The sequence below is a fragment of the Delftia sp. WSY_16 genome, from assembly GCF_043104415.1.
Lineage (GTDB): Bacteria > Pseudomonadota > Gammaproteobacteria > Burkholderiales > Burkholderiaceae_C > Comamonas > Comamonas tsuruhatensis.
This window is the reverse complement of record NZ_JBICKS010000019.1, coordinates 281,481-298,386: the sequence shown is the minus strand read 5'-3', so window position 1 is coordinate 298,386 and position 16,906 is coordinate 281,481. Positions and strand designations below refer to the sequence as shown.

Annotated in this window: 14 protein-coding genes; 3 read left to right on the top strand and 11 right to left on the bottom strand. The window is 63.5% G+C overall.

What is annotated here, in order from left to right; translation table 11 throughout:
* The first annotated feature begins 71 nt into the window (after positions 1 to 71).
* Together ACF8O7_RS10765 and ACF8O7_RS10760 are read left to right on the top strand one after the other, a co-directional pair.
* Positions 72 to 593: a GNAT family N-acetyltransferase gene (locus tag ACF8O7_RS10765; RefSeq protein WP_026062042.1), complete on the top strand. Its 522-nt coding sequence runs from the start codon at positions 72 to 74 to the stop codon at positions 591 to 593.
* Positions 594 to 643: 50 nt separating this feature from the next.
* Entirely contained in the window at positions 644 to 1,855 is a 1,212-nt protein-coding gene (locus ACF8O7_RS10760) for a methyltransferase (protein ID WP_392443342.1), read from the top strand.
* A 27-nt stretch (positions 1,856 to 1,882) separates the two neighbouring features.
* Here the strand turns inward: ACF8O7_RS10760 and ACF8O7_RS10755 are convergent, their stop codons facing one another.
* Positions 1,883 to 2,428, bottom strand: coding sequence for a hypothetical protein (locus ACF8O7_RS10755; RefSeq protein ID WP_126310788.1), 546 nt, complete (start codon positions 2,426 to 2,428; stop codon positions 1,883 to 1,885).
* A 228-nt stretch (positions 2,429 to 2,656) separates the two neighbouring features.
* Here ACF8O7_RS10755 and ACF8O7_RS10750 point away from each other — a divergent pair, with 228 nt between their 5' ends.
* Positions 2,657 to 3,634, top strand: a complete 978-nt coding sequence (locus ACF8O7_RS10750; RefSeq protein ID WP_047217374.1) for a tRNA-dihydrouridine synthase — start codon at positions 2,657 to 2,659, stop codon at positions 3,632 to 3,634.
* Positions 3,635 to 3,647: 13 nt separating this feature from the next.
* Here ACF8O7_RS10750 and ACF8O7_RS10745 read toward each other — a convergent pair whose 3' ends face one another.
* The 10 genes from ACF8O7_RS10745 to ACF8O7_RS10700 form a co-directional block, all read right to left on the bottom strand.
* Positions 3,648 to 5,450 carry a phospholipase D family protein gene (locus ACF8O7_RS10745; protein ID WP_126310786.1) on the bottom strand — a complete coding sequence of 601 codons (1,803 nt, stop codon included), beginning with the start codon at positions 5,448 to 5,450 and terminating at the stop codon, positions 3,648 to 3,650.
* An 83-nt stretch (positions 5,451 to 5,533) separates the two neighbouring features.
* Complete coding sequence (ribD, locus tag ACF8O7_RS10740) at positions 5,534 to 6,652, bottom strand: bifunctional diaminohydroxyphosphoribosylaminopyrimidine deaminase/5-amino-6-(5-phosphoribosylamino)uracil reductase RibD (protein ID WP_126310784.1); 1,119 nt, start codon at positions 6,650 to 6,652, stop codon at positions 5,534 to 5,536.
* Positions 6,653 to 6,676: 24 nt separating this feature from the next.
* Entirely contained in the window at positions 6,677 to 7,099 is a 423-nt protein-coding gene (locus ACF8O7_RS10735; RefSeq protein ID WP_016447728.1) for a type IV pilin protein, read from the bottom strand.
* 41 nt (positions 7,100 to 7,140) lie between these two features.
* Positions 7,141 to 10,764, bottom strand: a complete 3,624-nt coding sequence (locus ACF8O7_RS10730) for a pilus assembly protein (RefSeq protein WP_126310782.1) — start codon at positions 10,762 to 10,764, stop codon at positions 7,141 to 7,143.
* Positions 10,765 to 10,842: 78 nt separating this feature from the next.
* Positions 10,843 to 11,589, bottom strand: a complete 747-nt coding sequence (locus ACF8O7_RS10725; protein WP_034363848.1) for a PilX N-terminal domain-containing pilus assembly protein — start codon at positions 11,587 to 11,589, stop codon at positions 10,843 to 10,845.
* A gap of 20 nt (positions 11,590 to 11,609) precedes the next feature.
* Positions 11,610 to 12,530, bottom strand: coding sequence for a PilW family protein (locus ACF8O7_RS10720; protein WP_082254115.1), 921 nt, complete (start codon positions 12,528 to 12,530; stop codon positions 11,610 to 11,612).
* Between the two features lie 2 nt (positions 12,531 to 12,532).
* On the bottom strand, positions 12,533 to 13,207 hold the full coding sequence (gene pilV / locus ACF8O7_RS10715; protein ID WP_016447724.1) for a type IV pilus modification protein PilV: 675 nt from the start codon (positions 13,205 to 13,207) through the stop codon (positions 12,533 to 12,535).
* Positions 13,208 to 13,227: 20 nt separating this feature from the next.
* Positions 13,228 to 13,800: a GspH/FimT family pseudopilin gene (locus tag ACF8O7_RS10710; RefSeq protein ID WP_080649845.1), complete on the bottom strand. Its 573-nt coding sequence runs from the start codon at positions 13,798 to 13,800 to the stop codon at positions 13,228 to 13,230.
* Between the two features lie 179 nt (positions 13,801 to 13,979).
* The gene (locus tag ACF8O7_RS10705) at positions 13,980 to 14,405 is read right to left on the bottom strand and encodes a type IV pilin protein (protein WP_016447722.1); all 426 of its coding nucleotides are present in this window, start codon (positions 14,403 to 14,405) and stop codon (positions 13,980 to 13,982) included.
* Positions 14,406 to 14,413: 8 nt separating this feature from the next.
* Complete coding sequence (locus tag ACF8O7_RS10700) at positions 14,414 to 16,900, bottom strand: pilus assembly protein (protein ID WP_126310780.1); 2,487 nt, start codon at positions 16,898 to 16,900, stop codon at positions 14,414 to 14,416.
* Positions 16,901 to 16,906: the final 6 nt, after the last annotated feature.

The window sequence follows — 16,906 nt, the reverse complement described above, 5'->3', positions numbered from 1 at the left end:
GCACGCAAAAAGCGCGATTCCGGTGAAAATCACGCCCTTCTATTTTCACCTGTTTTCGTTTCGGTTTTTCCATGTCTAGTATCCAGGTTCGTCCAGCCACTCTCCGCGATGCAAAAGCGATTGCCCAGATCCATACTGCTTCCGCCATGGAGGCTTACCGAGGTCTGGTTCCCGATGACCAGCTCAAGAGCATGTCGTCGGTAGAAAAACGCCAGGCCTATTGGCGCGAAGCCATTGAATTTTGCGAGCCCCAGGTTCAGGTCGCCATCGATGGCGACAAGATCGTCGGCTTCGTCGGCTTCGACCGCTCGCGCGATGAGAAGTCGCGCCAGACCACCGGTGAAATCTGGGCCATCTATGCTGCACCTACCCACTGGAATCAGGGTGTGGGTGTGGCCCTGTGGGACGCCGCACGCGACGGCCTGCTTGAAGAAGGCTGCACCAATGTCACGTCGTGGGTGCCGCTGCGCAATGAACGCGCGCTGCGCTTTCACGAGCTCGCCGGCTTCAAGCGCGAAATGTCCACCGCCAAGACGGCCCAGGTGGGCGGTCTCAAGATCGAGGAAGTGCGGCTCAAGCGCGCACTGAACTGATCGGGTCTCCGACCCGCTTTCCCCCTAAATCACTCACGGAGCAGCAGGCCTTGTCCTCTTCCCAGAACTGGTCCCTGCTGCAAAGGCAGGAGAACGAGGCCACGCAGGCAGCGCTGTGGCGCGCGGACAGCACCATGACCGCACCGCGCCGCATCGTCATCGCCGACGACAGCCTGTCTGCCGACAGCGCCTACCGCCTGGCCTGCGAAGGCCAGGCGATGCTGTGGCGCGGCGATTTTCAGAATGCCAGGCAATTGCTGTCGGCGCTGGGCCGCCGCCTGGACAAGCCTGCACGTGAGACGTCCGCCAAGGCTCGCCATCGGCGGGCCGGCAAGGAAGACGCCAAGCCTGTCTTTCCCCATGCCTTCCACCTGCACCGCCAGGCGCTGGCGCAGCGGGCACGCATTCTGTCCAGCGTGATGATCGAGCTCGATGCCAGCTGGCATTGCGCCCTGCGCCGCGCCCCGGACTGGAGCGAGGCCTGCCGCGAGGCCTGGGGCGACATTCCCGCCGATCAGGGTGCGCGCAGCGTCATCGTTCCCTTGCGTGAACTGCTGGGCGCGCTGGGCGCGCATGAGTGGCGCAAGAAGGGCGTGGCCCTGGCTGTGCCGGGCATGCCGGAGTTCAGCATTCATCCGCACTACGGCGTGTTCTCCCCGGTGCGCGGCGAGTACCTGGATCTGGTGGCGCAGGCGCCCCTGCCGGCCGCAGCCCAGCAGTCCGATGCCGCAGTCTGGGATATCGGCACGGGCACGGGTGTGCTTTCCGCTCTCTTGCTGCACCGTGGCGTGCGGCAGGTGGTGGCCACCGACCTGAGCGACCGGGCCCTGGCCTGTGCGCAAGACAACCTGCAGCGACTGGGATTGGCGCAGCGCGTGAGCCTGCGCAAGGCAGACCTGTTCCCCGAAGGCCGGGCCGCCCTGGTGGTCTGCAATCCACCGTGGTTGCCGGGCAAGGCCAGCTCCCTGCTGGAGCAGGCCGTCTACGACGAAGGCAGCCGCATGCTGCGCGGCTTTGTGCAAGGCCTTGCAGCGCATCTGCTGCCGGGCGGCGAAGGCTGGCTGATCCTGTCGGATCTGGCCGAGCATCTGCAACTGCGCTCGCGCGAGCAATTGCTGGAGTGGATCGAGGCCGCTGGCCTGCAGGTCCTGGGCCGAGAGGACATCCGCCCACGCCATGGGAAGGCTGCGGACGCTGCCGATCCGCTGCACGCCGCACGCGCTGCCGAAGTCACCTCGCTGTGGCGCCTGGCGCCTCGCTGATCGCCGGCACCCACGCTTTCATCCCGGTCAGGCGCCTTGCGCTGCCATTGACTCGTTTGCCTCCTGGGGCAGCAGATGCTGCAGCCGCTCGCGCAGCGCATCCGCGCGCTCGTTGCCGGCATGCTCCTGCACGGTCTGCAGCAGCTGCAAGGCGGCGGCCTGCAGAGCCGCCAGGTCGCGCGCTTCGCGCAGCAGATGGCGCAGCACCTGGGCCTTGTCCTCATGGCGGTTGGCGAACATGCGCTCGCACAGGTCGAACAGATACATGCGTGTGCCGGCCAGATTCAGCGTGGCGGCAGGGCCTGGTGAAGCGGGTTCCCTGGCAGCGGCTGGCGCCATCGCGGGGCCATGCGGCTGGGGCGATGTTTCGATGGCATTGCCGGCCAGGCGCTGAAGATGGCCGCTGTCTATCAGTTGCTGTACCAGCTCCCTGGCCTGGGCACCCAGCACCTGCTGCAGCTGCTCCTCGGTGCGGCCATCGGCCATCAGCAGCACCGAGCGCTCGCGCAGCGGCAGGCTGCGCCGGCCGGGCTGCAGCTCTTCAAGGGCCTTGGCGGTTTTTTGCAGCAGCATGGTTAGGGCAGGGGAGTCCGACAAGCCCCGATTGCACGTTACATGAATGACCGTGGCGTGAAAAAGCCATGACAACTGGTCCGGTGCAACTTGCTGCGGCAAGGGCACAATCGCCTGCCGCCGCCTTGATGAGGGGCGATTCGAAGGGGCAGGCGGCCAATACGGGCCGCAGGAATATTGTTTGATCTGTAACAGGAAGACGGGGCTGCAGGTCCCGGAACACAGCTGATGAGACTGTTGCTGGCGCCCATGGAGGGCTTGCTTGATTTCGTGCTGCGCGATGTGCTCACGCGCGTGGGCGGTGCGGACCGCTGCGTCTCTGAGTTCATCCGCGTCACGGGGACGCTGCTGCCCGACAAGGTATTCCTGCGCACCATGCCGGAATTAAACAATGGCAGCCGGACGCTGGCGGGGGTGCCCGTGCGGGCCCAGTTGCTGGGATCGGACCCGGACAGCATGGCGGCCAACGCGGCCAATCTGGCGCGCCTGGGGCCGGAGGGCATCGACCTGAACTTCGGCTGCCCGGCCAAGGTGGTCAACCGCCACGGCGGCGGCGCTGCGCTGCTGCAGGACCCGGAACAAATTGCGCGCGTGGTGGGCGCCGTGCGTGCCGCCGTGCCAGCGGCCATGCCCGTGTCGGCCAAGATGCGGCTGGGTTTCAATGACACCGCCCTGATGACCGAATGCGCCCAGGCCATGCAGGCCGGCGGTGCCTGCGAAATCGTCGTTCATGCCCGCACCAAGCTCGATGGCTACCGCCCGCCCGCCTACTGGGAGATGATCCCGCGCATCCGCGAATCCGTGACCGTGCCCGTGGTGGCCAACGGCGAGATATGGACGGTGCAGGAGGCGCTGCGCTGCCGCGAGCAATCGGGTTGCAGCGACCTGATGCTGGGGCGGGGAATCGTTGCCGACCCGGGCCTGGCGCTGGCCATTCGCGCCGCCGTTGAAGGTGAGCAGACCCCGGCCGCCGAGGTGTACTGGAGCGACCTCGTGCCCCAGGTTCAGCGCTTCTGGGACATGGTCTGCGAGGACCTGGAGCCGCGCCAGCGCGCAGGCCGTCTCAAGCAATGGCTGAACCTGCTGCGCCGCCGCTTTCCCGAGGCCGAGCAGGCCTATCAGGAGGTGCGCACCCAGACCGATCAGCGCGAGATCACCCTCTGGGTCCAGGCGCTGGCTCGGCGCCAGGAGTGGGCGGGGTTGTAGCGCTGTCGCCCGCCTACAGCAGGTGGTCCGGCGCCAGCGGGCCCAGGAGCTTGAGCATCAGGCGCAGGCCCCAGCTGGCATCGGGCTCGCTGTGCTCGTCGGCGCGGTCGCTGTCTTCCGAGGCCCGCCAGACCAGTCCTCCATCCTTGTCGATCTCCACGCGCCAGCTGCCGTCCTGCAGGCCCTCGTCAATACTTTGCGTGGCCAGCCTGCCGAACTCGCGGCTGGCGATGAGCAGGGCGATCTCGGTGTTCTGCAGTTGCGAGCGCAGGTCCAGATTCATCGAGCCGACTGCCACCAGGTGACCATCCACCACCAGCAGCTTGGAATGCAGCATGGCGCGCGAGGCACCCGTGGCGCCTGAAGGACCGCCACCGCCACTGCTGCCCGAGCCAAACGCAGAGCGGACACTGGCCGCCGTGCTGCGCATCTCATAGAGTTCAACGCCCATCTCCAGCAGCGCCTTGCGGTGGCGTGCATAGCCGGCATGGGCCAGGGGCGCGTCATTGGAGGCCAGTGAATTGGTCAGGATGCGCACGCGCACCCCGCGTTGCCGCGCGCCGCGAAACGCCTCCATCATGTCCGGACCGGGCACGAAATAGGGCGAGACCACCAGCAGATCGCGCCGCGTCTTGCGGACCAGGGCCAGCAGGCCGTCCACTACCGAATCGGCCTCCAGCACTGGGCGCGCCGCCTGGCGCAAGGCCGGAGTTGGCTGGCCCATGGGCAGCGTGCCAGCAGGCTTGGCCTGCGGGCTGTTCGGGGCGGGTGTGGCTGGCGCAGACGCGTCCGCACTGGTGCTCGGGCTGTCATCCCTGTCCAGCGGGATCTTGGCCGGCTGGTCCACCAGCACGGCGGCCGAGGCCCAGGTCCATGGCGCCTTGCGCAAATCCATGGGCTGCTGGTCCCAGATGATGCGGCTGTGTTCGGCGGCCTGCTCAGCCGTCTTTGCCTCTTTGGCGGCAACGGCAGGCGTAGGGTCCTCGTCCTGCGCCTGATCGCCATCATCGGCAAAGCGCTCGCGCAGCTGCTTGAGCTCCTTGAGACTGATGAGCGACTGAACCGGATAGGCGCGCGGGTTGTTCCAATAGCTGTCGAAGCTGCGTGACAGATCGCCGACCACCGGCCCCGCAGCCAGCACGTCGAGGTCCACGAAATTGCTGGCGCTGTCCGCGTCGAAATACGCATCGCCCAGATTGCGCCCCCCGATCACGCCCATGGCGTTGTCGGCAATGAAGAGCTTGTTGTGCATGCGCTGCTGCGCCCGCTGGAAATCCGTCAGCAGCGTATAGGCCCGCCCCAGCACGGAACTGCGTGCGCCCGCCAGCGGGTTGAACATGCGCATCTCTATGCCCGGCACAAAGGCCAGCCGCATGACCTGCGCATTCGCACCCGTGCTGTGGAAGTCGTCCAGCAACACCCGCACCCGCACGCCACGCCGCGCCGCCTCCACCACGCCGCGCAGCAGGCGCTGCGTGCTCTCGTCGGCATGGATGGCGTAGTACTGCAGGTCCAGCGTCTGCTGCGCTCCCTCGACCAGGGCCAGCCGTGCGCCGTAGGCGGCCTGGGCGCCGGACAGGAGGGTGAAGGCGGAGGTTTGAGGCCTGACGCTGGCTGGCCGCAATTGCTGCACCAAAGAGCCCAATGGCGTGCTTTGCGGGGCTTCCAAGGCGCCAGTGACGGGGCGATCGACCTGAGAGGGCAAGCTGCTGGCGCAGCCGCAGACCACGGCGGACACCAGCAGGACAAGCGTGGTCCGCAGGCCTCGGAAGAGGCTGACGGATGGAAGAGGCTGTAGGTTGCGAGCGCCGGACATGATTCGAAGATTTGGCCCAAGGATCGGTCAATCGGGTGTCGGACGGCTGCGCCAGCCGCTGGTCCAGGAAGCTGCTGTCCGCGTCAGAAGCTGGCGCGCCCTTCAACACGAGCGACAACGCGCAGATCCGGCCCTATACGCTGCACATCGTGCAACTCCAGCGCAAGGGCCTCGGACAGCGCGTCCAGTGGCCCGAAACTGGCAATGCCCATGCCACCCGTGCCCAGCAGCTTGGGGGCCAGGTACAGCAGCAGTTCATCGACCAGCCCTTCGCGTATCAGCGAGCCATTGAGCTTGAAGCCTGCTTCCACATGCAGCTCGTTCGTACCGCGCGCGGCCAGGTCACGCAGCATGGCGGCCAAGTCCACCTTGCCGTGCGCGTTGGGCATGTGGATGATCGTCGCGCCAGCCGCCTGCAAATCTTCGGACCGCAAAGTATCCTGACTGCTGGTGTAGATAAGGCAGCCGCCGGGCGTCTTCAGTACCTGGGCGGTGAGCGGCGTGTCCAGCCGGCTATCCACCACCGCGATGCGCGGTTGGCGCTGGGTAGGCACTTCACGCACGTTCAGACGCGGATCGTCTTCCAGCACCGTGCCTATGCCCGTCAGCAGGGTGCAGGCCCTCGCGCGCCAGGCATGGCCGTCGGCACGTGCCTCGGGCGAGGTGATCCATTGGCTGACACCGTTGTGCAATGCGGTTGCGCCGTCAAGGGAACTGGCGGCCTTCATGCGCACCCACGGTATGCCGCGCAGCATGCGGCTGAAGAAGCCGATGTTCAGTTCGCGCGATTCGGCTGCACCTGGTCCCACCTCCACCTGTACACCTGCAGCACGCAGCCGCGCAAAACCTTGGCCAGCTACCTGGGGATTGGGATCGGTGAGTGCGCCTACCACCTTGGCAACGCCTGCAGCGATCAGGGCATCGCAGCAGGGACCTGTACGGCCCTGGTGCGAGCAAGGCTCCAGCGTCACATAGGCGGTTGCTCCGCGCACATCCTCGCCCTGTGCTGCGGCATCGCGCAGCGCCATCACTTCGGCATGTGGGCCACCAGCCTGCTGGGTGAACCCCTGGCCAACGACCCGGCCATCAGGTGCCACCAGTACGCAGCCTACGCGCGGATTGGGGGAGGAAAGAAAAAGCGCCTGGGCGGCGAGCCCAAGCGCTTGGTGCATGTGTCGAGGGGAATCTGCCATGGCCAGCATGGTAAGGCAGCTTGGCTGTGTGTCTTACTTGCCCCAGCAATCGGCGTTGAATGCCGAGTCCGACGAGACCTTTCCATCGGCGCCGCGCAGCCCGGTGTTGCTCAGCGTATAGGTTCCGCATTTGTCGCCTGTCTGCGGGCCACGGGGCACTGCCGTCAAGGTGTAGCTTGCGTTGCTATTGTTTGCTGCGAATCCGATGGTGTAGCGTTTGCTGTTGTCGCCTGCCCAGGTGAGGGCGGCCGGCAGTGCAGTGGGATAGACGCCCGTGGCGGTGGAAGCCCTTTCCAGCCACTGCTGGGCCTGCAGCAGCCCCGCACGGGCATCGGCCCTGTGTCCGCGGCGTATGTACTCGGAGTAGCTGGGTATGGCAATGGCCGTGAGGATGCCGACGACCGCCACCACGATCATCATCTCGATTAAGGTGAAGCCTTGGTTCTTGCGTTTCATATATGGCTGCTCAACTGGGATGAAAGATAACATCCGCAAGCCTACTTGATGTGGCGCCAACTGGGGCGCAGGGATTCTTCAGGCATGGGTGCGAGCTTCTCCTTCTCGTTTTTCGAATCAATATCGATATTTATCTTGCTGCTGGAGAGCACGGTATGCGATCCCTTGCTGACCTGTGCGCGCGAGACACCGCCATCATTGACATTGAAGAAGCCATCCTTGTTCTTGTCCACGATCTGCACGGTCGGCCGCTTGCCGTCCATGATGTTGATCAGCGTGCGGTACTGGCGCTCCTCATCCACGGAAGTGGACTCGCAGCTTTCTACGCTGAGATCCACGTTCGAACCTTTGGCCGGCACCTGCGAGTACACCGTCAGGATGTTGCTTCCGTCATAGAACTCCATTGGCTTGAGCAGGCGTTCCCCAATGGCGGGCATGTCCATGAACCAGCCGTTGTAGTTGGCCCAGGTTTCCTTCTTAAGTTCGTTTTCCGCATTCCTTGCATCCACCGTGCCGTATTCGCCGTTGCCGAGTTCGCTGATTTTCTGTTCGGCCAGCTTGGCATTGGCTACGCCTTCGCCCAAGGCCAACGGTGAAGGCACGCAGGTGGTTGCTGATGGCGCGCAGACCCCGTCGCCAGGGTGCACCTCCAGGCGCTTGCCTTTGGCGGTGTCGATGATGCGGTAGCGTGTGTTGTCAAGAACTGAGTAAAGGCTTTGCACCTGTACGCTGTTGGGATCGTCCTGGGTGACGTTGCGGCCCGTGCCGAACGCGATCATCATGCCGGTCACGGGGACCGTCTTGGCATTTGTTCCCGTGCCTATCGTCATGGTGCGGTCATTGGTGCGCACCGTAGGTGCGACCGTGATGGGCTGTACATTGGTGCGTGCGGACGAGTTCAGTGCGGTCGGCCCCTTTGCCGTGAATAAGGGCTGACCTCTGAAGGCCACGTTCCAGTTGGAATCGTTGATGCTGGTCACATCGAACTTCCAGAGATTGCCCAGGTTGTCTCCGGCATAGATGACGTCGGGTCGGCCATCGCCGTCGATGTCCACCAGGCGCGGGGCCGACAGGCCGTTGTCTGCCGCCTTGCCTGTGCCAGCCGTTTCCGTGGTGACGGGGATACGCACCAATTCCTGTGCGCCATCCAGATACTGGACCAGCAGCACGGGGCGTTGATTGGCACTGTTGTAGCCATTGCCCATCACCACTGCCCAGCGGTTGTTGTTCATGCGTGTGATCTGCGTGGTGCGCATGGGGTCGTTTTCGTCGAGCACGGGGCGGGCGGTAATATGGCCGATATCCCTGTCCTCTTCCACGGCTTTCAGGCATGCGGCCTTCTCGGACACGCCTATACCCGTTCTTGCGCAGTCAAGCACCGTCTCCCCAGCGCCGCGGGTACGGTCGAGTCTCACCAGTTGCGAGGCATTGGCTTCGGTGAAGCCCAGAGCGCCATCCGTGGTGGTGGCTGAGTTTGGATTGGTGACATCCAGCACGAAGTAGCCCTTGCCTCCGGCGCCAAGGGCTCCCACCAGCAACGTACGCCATTTGGCCGCGTAGTTGATCGCATAGTTAGGATCGTCGGTCGCCTGGATGCCAGTGCCCAGGTCCACATCGCCAGTCATTGGCGAGCCATCCACGAAGTATTTGTGCGTGCTGTTGTAATCGGGAGATGTCAGCAGCTTGAGGTTGGGAATCACGCCGCGGGGGACATAGGCAATTTTCTCGCTGCCGTCGGCGGCCGAAAAACCGTGCAGCATGCCATCGTTGCCGCCCACATAGATCATGGGGGGGCGATCGGCATTGTTGCGTGTGAATTCGGCATAGCCGGTCAGGGCATAGCTGCTCGAAGGTTTGCCGAGATACCACACCACGGAATTGATAATATCGCCCTGGCGGCTCTTGCGTTCGCGGAATGGTTGGGATGTGGTGTAGCCATTGTTGTCAGAGCCTTCCAGGCTGCGGTCACCCCGGATGAAGTTGAGCCGGTTCTGTCCGTTCGTTGCCACGGTGACACTGGTGTCGCTGGGGTTGAGCCCCAGCATTGCCTTTTGCGCCGTGCTCAGATTGGCCTCATCGTTGGCCCATTTGAAGGACGTGCCTCCTTTGTATTTGGTGGTGTCCCATTTGTCGCTCCAGCTCAGGATCAGACGGCTGGCCACGCTGGTCAGCGCATCGAGCTTGTCTGCCGTATTTTTTCCGCCCCATCCGGGGGCGGAAATCGTCGTGCCATCCTTTTGCACGGTCTCTGCCGTCACGAAGCCCTTCCAGGCGTTCTGCGGCTCATAGGCACCGGTGAATTTGCCGACATCGTTGCGTGAGGCGTTGGAGCCACTGGTGGCAGTGGATGTCAGGTCGGGTTCGGTCTGCGTGTTGATCTGACCAAAGATCTCACGGAAGGCCTTTTCCAGATCCTCGCCTTTTTCCACGGCATAAAAGCGTCCGCGACCATTGAGTGCCGCATGCCACAGATCCAGGGCATTGCGCGACTCCGTGTTGGCGGTCAGGTCAGGCCAGCCGATGGTGCCGTTGGCCAAGCCTGGGAAACTTCCGTCGTAGCCAAACGGTACCATTTGTGTCGGACGCGTGATGGATGAATAGCTCCATTCGAACGCCATCTTGCTGAAGCCGATGGTGTAGGTCACCATGTGGGGCCAGGTGGCCGGGTTGTAGCGTGGATTCCAATAGCGATCCAGCGTGACAGAGGTGCCGCTGGCATTGGTGAAGGTTTCGGTGGAGGAGGCCTTGCGGTAGTCGGCGGTAGGCTGCATGGTCCCTGTCAACCCCGAAGTCTGCAGCGGATTGGCCCAGCTGTAGAACGCCCAGTCGGCCAAGGTCGTACCTTTGGATTCGTCACGGTAGAGGGCGGATTTCTTTTGGTCCGCCGTGCTGCCGCCGTACACCATGTTGTCGCTGAACTTCAGGTTGGTCGCATTGTCTCTCCAATTCGTATTGGGGACATTGGTAGCTGTGCCATTCCAGCGGCCATCGGTCATCATGATGTGGTAATTGCGTCGGCAGGCAAGGTAAGGCGCGCCGGTATTGCCTGGATCGCTGGCCCACGGTCCGTCCTTGCTGACTGCGCGGCGCATGTAACTGTCCGCCTGACTGAACATCAGGTGCGACGGTGTGCCGTTGCTGGGGCTCAGGTTGTTGATGAAGGAGATGAAGTTCGTGCGATGCGAACCTTGCAGCGGGCGCATGGAGTTCGTATTCATCTGGACGGCGCTTCTGCCACTGCCGCTGTCCACATTGCCGGCATCGGAAGAGCGACCGTTGTTCCACATGGCCTGCCAGGCCAGCCGGATTTTCTTGTCGGGCAGCAGCGTGGTGTCTCGGAAGATACCGCCGGATCCATTGTTTCCGATGAGTGCGTACTTGAGTACGTTGACACGGCGGCTGCTCATGGGCCAAGTACCATCCGAGTTGGGTGTGGTCTGGTTGCTCGCGCCGCTGGTGCTTTCGCTGTCGAGCCGGAAATTCATACTTCCCGAATCGTCAATGGAGATGATGACGTTGGGTGAAACGTAAGGTTCCTTAGTGCCGGGCGGCGACTGCGAAAGATCCAGCGCCATGGCGCCTTGCGGCAGCAGCGCGGCTGCCGCGGCCAGCGAAAGCAAGGTCCGGCGGAAGGTGTGCAGCGAAACGGGGGGCTTGCATTTCATGGCGCTTGCTCCTCTTAGTGTCAATATGGTGAATGTGGAAGGGTTTGCATGCCTTGGCGGATGGCAAGGCGTGTTGGCCTAGTTTTTGCGTTTTTGCTGTGCGTAGGTCTGCTGCAGGACCACCATGGTGTTCGGCTTGCGCCCATAGGCCAGCGCCGTGACGCGATACACCACGAAGGGCTTGAGGTTCAGCGGCAGCAGGTTGTGCGGGCCGCCCATGATGAGGCTGGAATTCTTGTTGTCCTGGTAGGGAAGAACCTCCATCCAGTACCAGCCTCCCCGATTGGCGCTGCCTGTGTCCGTCAGGATGGGGTTGGCGGGCTGGGAACTGGAGCCTTTCGCTGCGCCCGTGTACTGGCCATAGCGCGCACCAACCGTACTGGCCGTCATCTGTGCCAACGTGGGCCCCTGAGATTCGTCCGAGTTGTTCCAGAAATCCTGCTTGCCCGTGCGCTTGGCGCAAAGGCCATTGCGGCATCGGGTGGGCTGTGCTTCCAGTTGGCCCAGCAAAGGAGTGACGTCCTGTGCCTCCAGAGGGATCTTGTCTGCGGTCGTCTTGCGGCAGACATCGCCGCTGCCACTGCATTCCGCGCCGTTGGACTGTTCGCCGCGTATATCCAACTCGGCATCCTGCAGCAGTGCCTGGGCGGCCTCATAGGCGCGCTGGTAATCGGCATCGTTGCCGACCACCATCTCATTGAACAGCGAGGTGCGGGTGGCCCACAATGCCAGGAGCATAGAGAGCATGACGAACACGAGGACGACGAACAGCGCCACGCCACGCTGCCGGCGGTCCTTTGAATAGAGTTGCATGCGCAGGTGCATGGAGGAGTTGGCAAAAAGGGTCACAGCACGGTCCCCACCAGCCCTTGGCTGCGGAGCTGGTAGACACTGCGGAACGTCAGGTGCATGCGTCGGGTCCGAGGGGCGGCCAGCGTCGTCATGTCGACGGCCGCACCGTTGCAGTTCACATAGGTGCTTCCGGCGGGCATGTCCACGGGCTCGTTGCCATAGATCTCCAGGCATACCTCTACCGCTTGCACCTTGCCCCAGTTGTCCACGTTCGTGGCAGTCACATACTGGATCTTGGGTTTGCCCAAGGTCGTGTTGTCCTGCAACGAGTAGCGAACCTGGAAGCTGGCGACGTTCTGCGCCAGGGTCTGAGGGGGTGACCCATTACCCTGACATTGGAGTTGGCTGCCACTGAGCTGGAACACACTTTCCACGCGCTGATCGGTGCTGGCATTGGCAGGGCCTCCCAGGCAATTGCGCGCCAGCGATTGCTCGTCGGCACTGCTGTAGACAGGCTCCTTGTAGCGGCGATAGCCCACCGCGAGTGTGGTCGGGCTGGCTGTGCCCAGAATGGCATTGGTGACCGGATCGAAGGTATTTCCCTTGTTCACTGACTCCGCCTTGGTCTCGAATGCCACCGGAGCGGCGGAACTGTTGGCCGCGATCGCGCTGGTCGGGTTGAGGTTGAGATACAGAGAGCCGGACTGGCGCAGCTGTAGGCCGATGACGCGTAAGGCGTAGGCGGCCTGCTGCTGCAGGCCGCTGGCATCGCTCACTGTGCCGGAGACACCGCGCGACACCATCAGTGCCGCCATGGACACAGCCACGACCAGCAGGCCTATAGCAATGCCCACCATCAATTCAATCAGGGTGACGCCGCGTTGCGCCATGGCGCGCCGAGGGCTTGCAAGCGCGGGCTTAGCACTTAGTGCGCCGGGCCGCGGGGTTTTAAAGAATTGGATTCGTGTGGCCATGGTTAGGCTCCCGGGCAGTAGAACTGGACTGGATTGCCTAGAGGTTGGTAAGGCGCGCAGCGGGCTGCGATGGGGATGTATTGCAGATGGCAGGTGAATCCATCCGGGCAGGTGGCAGCTGTGCCTGCCCCGGAACTGAGGGTGCCGTCGGCTGCCCGCACCTGGGTGGCGTCTATGTTGTCCTTGTAGGTTTTCTTGTCGGCTGCGTTGGCAATGTCCCGCTCGTTTTCACGCCAGCCGACCATAACGCCCAGTTGCCGACGATTCGTGGCGGAAGTATCTGCTGGTGCAATGAACACATTGGCCCGGCCCAGCGGAAGTGTGTCTCTGACGGACTGCTTCCATGAGCCTATGTCGTAGGTGGACAGCAGATCCTGAGTACACGCAGTGTTGCGGCAGTCACCGGGCGAAGGGCTGCTGGAGAAGTCGGAAACGTAGGCGTCAAGACTGGCCAATGCGTTGGGGTTGACCCTCATCCGCTCGCTCAGGTCTTCTATCAGACGAATGGCCTGCGCGCGGCGTAGGGTGGTTTGCGTATCGGTCAGCGTACGCATCTGTGTGCCTAGAATGCCAAGAATGCCCAGGGCAGCCACCACGATGGCCACCAGGGACTCGACCAAAGTGATGCCACTCTGTCGGCGGTGCGGGGTTGGCCGGGTGTGTTTCGGCTGGTGCATGGGATGGTCTCGGGTTGAATTCAGGGACATGCTTCGCTGCCCTTTGCCTGAACGATTCGTCCGCCCATGCCTGCACACAGGCGGATCGCGCTGTTGTCGCTGACATCTTTGCCTTTGGGGACGATGACGAACTCCATGGCCATGGCCGTGGCGTCTGCGCCACCGCTAGTCAGCATGCCCCAGCGGTCCACGGCAATGCTGCCCGTGAGGTTGGTCAGATTGACTTCTACGCGGTTGGGCGCAGAGCTTTGCTGTACCACGGTGCCGCCGCTGGTTACTACGCGCCAGCCGCAGTCCCAGGAGGTGTTGCCGACGGTGCTGGTGCAACCATTGCCGCTGGCTAGTTTGTCGATGAGGACGTTGCCGCCGCGCTTGATGGCCTCAGAACGCGCAAGGTAGATCGTTGCTTGCAGGTCCTCAACCACTCCGCGCGCGCGCCAGCGTTCAATGATCAAGGTGAAGCTGGGCACAGCAAGCGCTGTGAGTATGGCCAGGATGGCTACCACCACCATCAGTTCCAGGGTGGTGAACCCTCTGGAGCCCTGTTTGGGAGACCTGGTTCGTGGTGGCCGTCGTGGAGACAATGCATGCATACCCGGATGCTAGGCATTGTGTCCAGAGGCAGGCGAAGGAGCCGGATGAATGGATGCAACCTCGGGATGAGTGGCTGGCGGAACTGCGGGTAGTTCCCGCATCACGAGGGTGCATGGGGCCCGTTGATCGCAATGGACCCTGGGTGATTGCCTGGGAAACAGGGCTGGTATGCGCAGGGTTATCTGCCCCAGCATTCAGCGGCTGTGGTGCTGGAGGCCACATTCGCACCACTGCGCTCTCCGGTATGGGTCAGCGTGAAATCGCCACATCGGTCACCGAACTGGGAGCCGCGGCGTGTGGCGATCAGGGTGTAGGTGTCGTCGTCGTGGCCGCTGGTTGACAGGAAGTCGATGGTGTAGCGCTTGCTGGAGTCGTGGGCCCAGGTCAGGTCTGCAGGCAGCTCGGTGGGGTAGGTGCCGTTGGCGGTGGCGGCGCGCTCCAGCCATTGCTGGGCCTGGAGCAGGCCGGCGCGGGCGTCGGCGCGGTGGACTGCGCGGATGTACTCGTTGTAGCTGGGGACGGCGACCGTGCCGAGGATGACGATGACGGCCACGACGATCATGAGTTCGATGAGCGTGAATCCTGGGGATCGAGGGCGGCGCATGTGGTGCCTCATTTCATTTGGCGCCAGCTGGGGCGCAGGGATTGCTCCGGCATGCGGGCGAGTACATTGCGGCGGCCTTCGGCGTCGTAGCCGATGGCGTGATGGCCCTTGTGGAGCAGGGCCTGGGATCCCCTGGCGACGCTTGCGCGCGAGACCTCCTCATCTGCCGTGCCGTAGACCCCATCGCCGTTGCTGTCCATCAACGGAACGCCGGGTCGCTTGCCATCCATGATGTTCATGAATGTCAGGAATTGGCGCTCCTCGCTCGCATTGCAGGCGTCGGGCGGGCTTGCGCTTTCGCCGGGGCGCCTGGGGGATCCGGCAGGTATCTGGCTGTAGATCGCGAGGATGTTGCTGCCGTCGTGGAAGCCCATTGGCTTGAGCAGGCGCTCGCCCGGCAGGGGCAGGTCCATGTACCAGCCTTTGTGCCGCGTCCAGTCGAGGTCGGTCGTGGAGTCAACGCGCCAGAAGCCTTGGCCGGCCGCCCCTGCCGGCTGATGGTTCACCGAGCGCCTGGCCAGTTCTCCGATGCCTGAAACGGGTGCCGCTCGCTGTCCGTCAGGCTGCCTGCAGTCCGAATCCCTGCCATCGAGGCAAGCTTGCACTCTGCCGTCCGCGAGCAGCCTGTAGCGGGTGCTGTCGAGGATGGAATAGATGCTCTGGACCGCTGTGTTGCCAGAATCCTGCCGCGTGATGTGGCGTCCGGTACCGAATGCCACCAGCATGCCGCCTGCCGTCAAGCGCTCGCGCCCTTCTTTGGCATTTTTGCTGGCCCTGCGCCGGTCATTGGCGCGTACGGAAGGAGGGGCGGTGATGGCTTGACGCAGGTTGCGAGTGGCCGATGGAGAACTGCCACCCCAGGCTGTGTACAGCGGCCGGCCGTCGAAGGCCACGCCCCAGCGGGAGGAGGCACCGCTGGCGATGAGGAATTTCCACAGATTGCCCTGGATGTCACCTGCGTAGACCACATCGGGCCGGCCGTCTCCATTGATGTCCACAAGGCGCGGGGCGGAGAGTCCGTTGTGGGTGGTCTCGGGGGTGGTGCCGGTTGGGGTATTGCCCGTGGCAACGAGGCGCAACAGCTCCTGGTTGCCATCGAGATACTGGATCAGCAACACGGGCCGCTGGTTGGTGCTGTGGTAGCCGTTGCCCGTCACCAGTGCCCAGCGGTTGTTGTTCAACTGCGTGATCTGAGTGCTGCGTTGCGGGTTGGCATCGTCCAGCACGGGCGCCGCAAAAATATGGCCCAGGTCCTTGTTTTCCTGGCAAGTGGCGCGCTGGCGCATCTCATCCAGGCTGGCGCAGTCGCCGGGATCGCTGTTGCGTGTCTGGGTTCGGTCGAGCAGGACCAGCGAGCTGGCACCGGACTCGCTGAAAGCCTCCGGATGGGTGATGTCCAGCACGAAGTAGCCCTTGGCTCCGGCGCCTGCCATGCCAGCCAGCACAGTGCGCCACTGCGAGGACGCAACGCTGCCCGAGGGGATGTCGCCGTTCATGACTGAGCCGTCCACAAAGTAGCGATGCCGGGCGTCATAGTCGGGGTCGGAAAGTCTTGCCAGTCCGGAGATCACGCCTCGTGGGATGTAGGCGATCTTTTCCCTGCCGTCGGTGGCCGAAAAGCCATGCAGCATGCCGTCATTGCCGCCTGCATAGATCATGGGCTGGCGGTTCTGCTGGGCGAGGGTATAGGCGGCATAGCCCGGCAGGGGCCAGTTGTCCACGGGATGACCGGTATGCCAGATCTGGGAGTTGACGATGTCGCCCTGGCGCGAGCTGCGCTGGCGAAAAGGACGGGTGGGGCCAACGCGCGGCGGTTGTCCCGGCGCTTCCATGCGGCGGTCGCCGCGTATGAAGTTGAGCCTGTGCTTGCCCAGGTTGTCTGCTCTTCCTTCGACATCGATGCCCAGGGAGGCTTTCTGCCGGTGGTCGAGTTCATTCCACTTGAAGGACACGCCTCTTTGCAGTCTGTCGCTCCAGGTCAGGATCAGACGGTCATTGATTGCCTGTTCGTCGCTGAGTGCATCCAGGTGGCCGGCCGTGGTTTTGCCTTGCCAGCCGGCTGTTGCGGTGAGGCTGCCATCGGCCTGGACGGTTTCTGCGCTGATCCAGCCGCTCCAGGCCGCTTTTGCGCTGTAGCGGGCGCTGAATATGTCCACGCCGGCCCGCGTAATCACGCTGCCGCTGGAGGCCATGGAGCTGCTGCGGCCCTTGGCATCTGCCTGTTGTCCGGCCGGGCAGTCTTCAATGGGCGCGGCGAATTCGGTGCCATCTGCCTGAACCCTGGCAACTGGAGTGTCTGCCTCCGAGATCTGCTGGACCTGGATGGGTGCCGGCAGGCCAGGCTTTATCGTGACCTTGACTCGGGGTCCAAGCGACGACTGGGTCATATCCATTGCCTGGCTGTTTTGCGCGGCCAGGACTGCAGCGACCATGGCTGCGGCTGTCGGCGCTGGCAGCAGGATGCGCCGGAGCCAGGGATGGCAGAGGTGGGGCATGTCAGG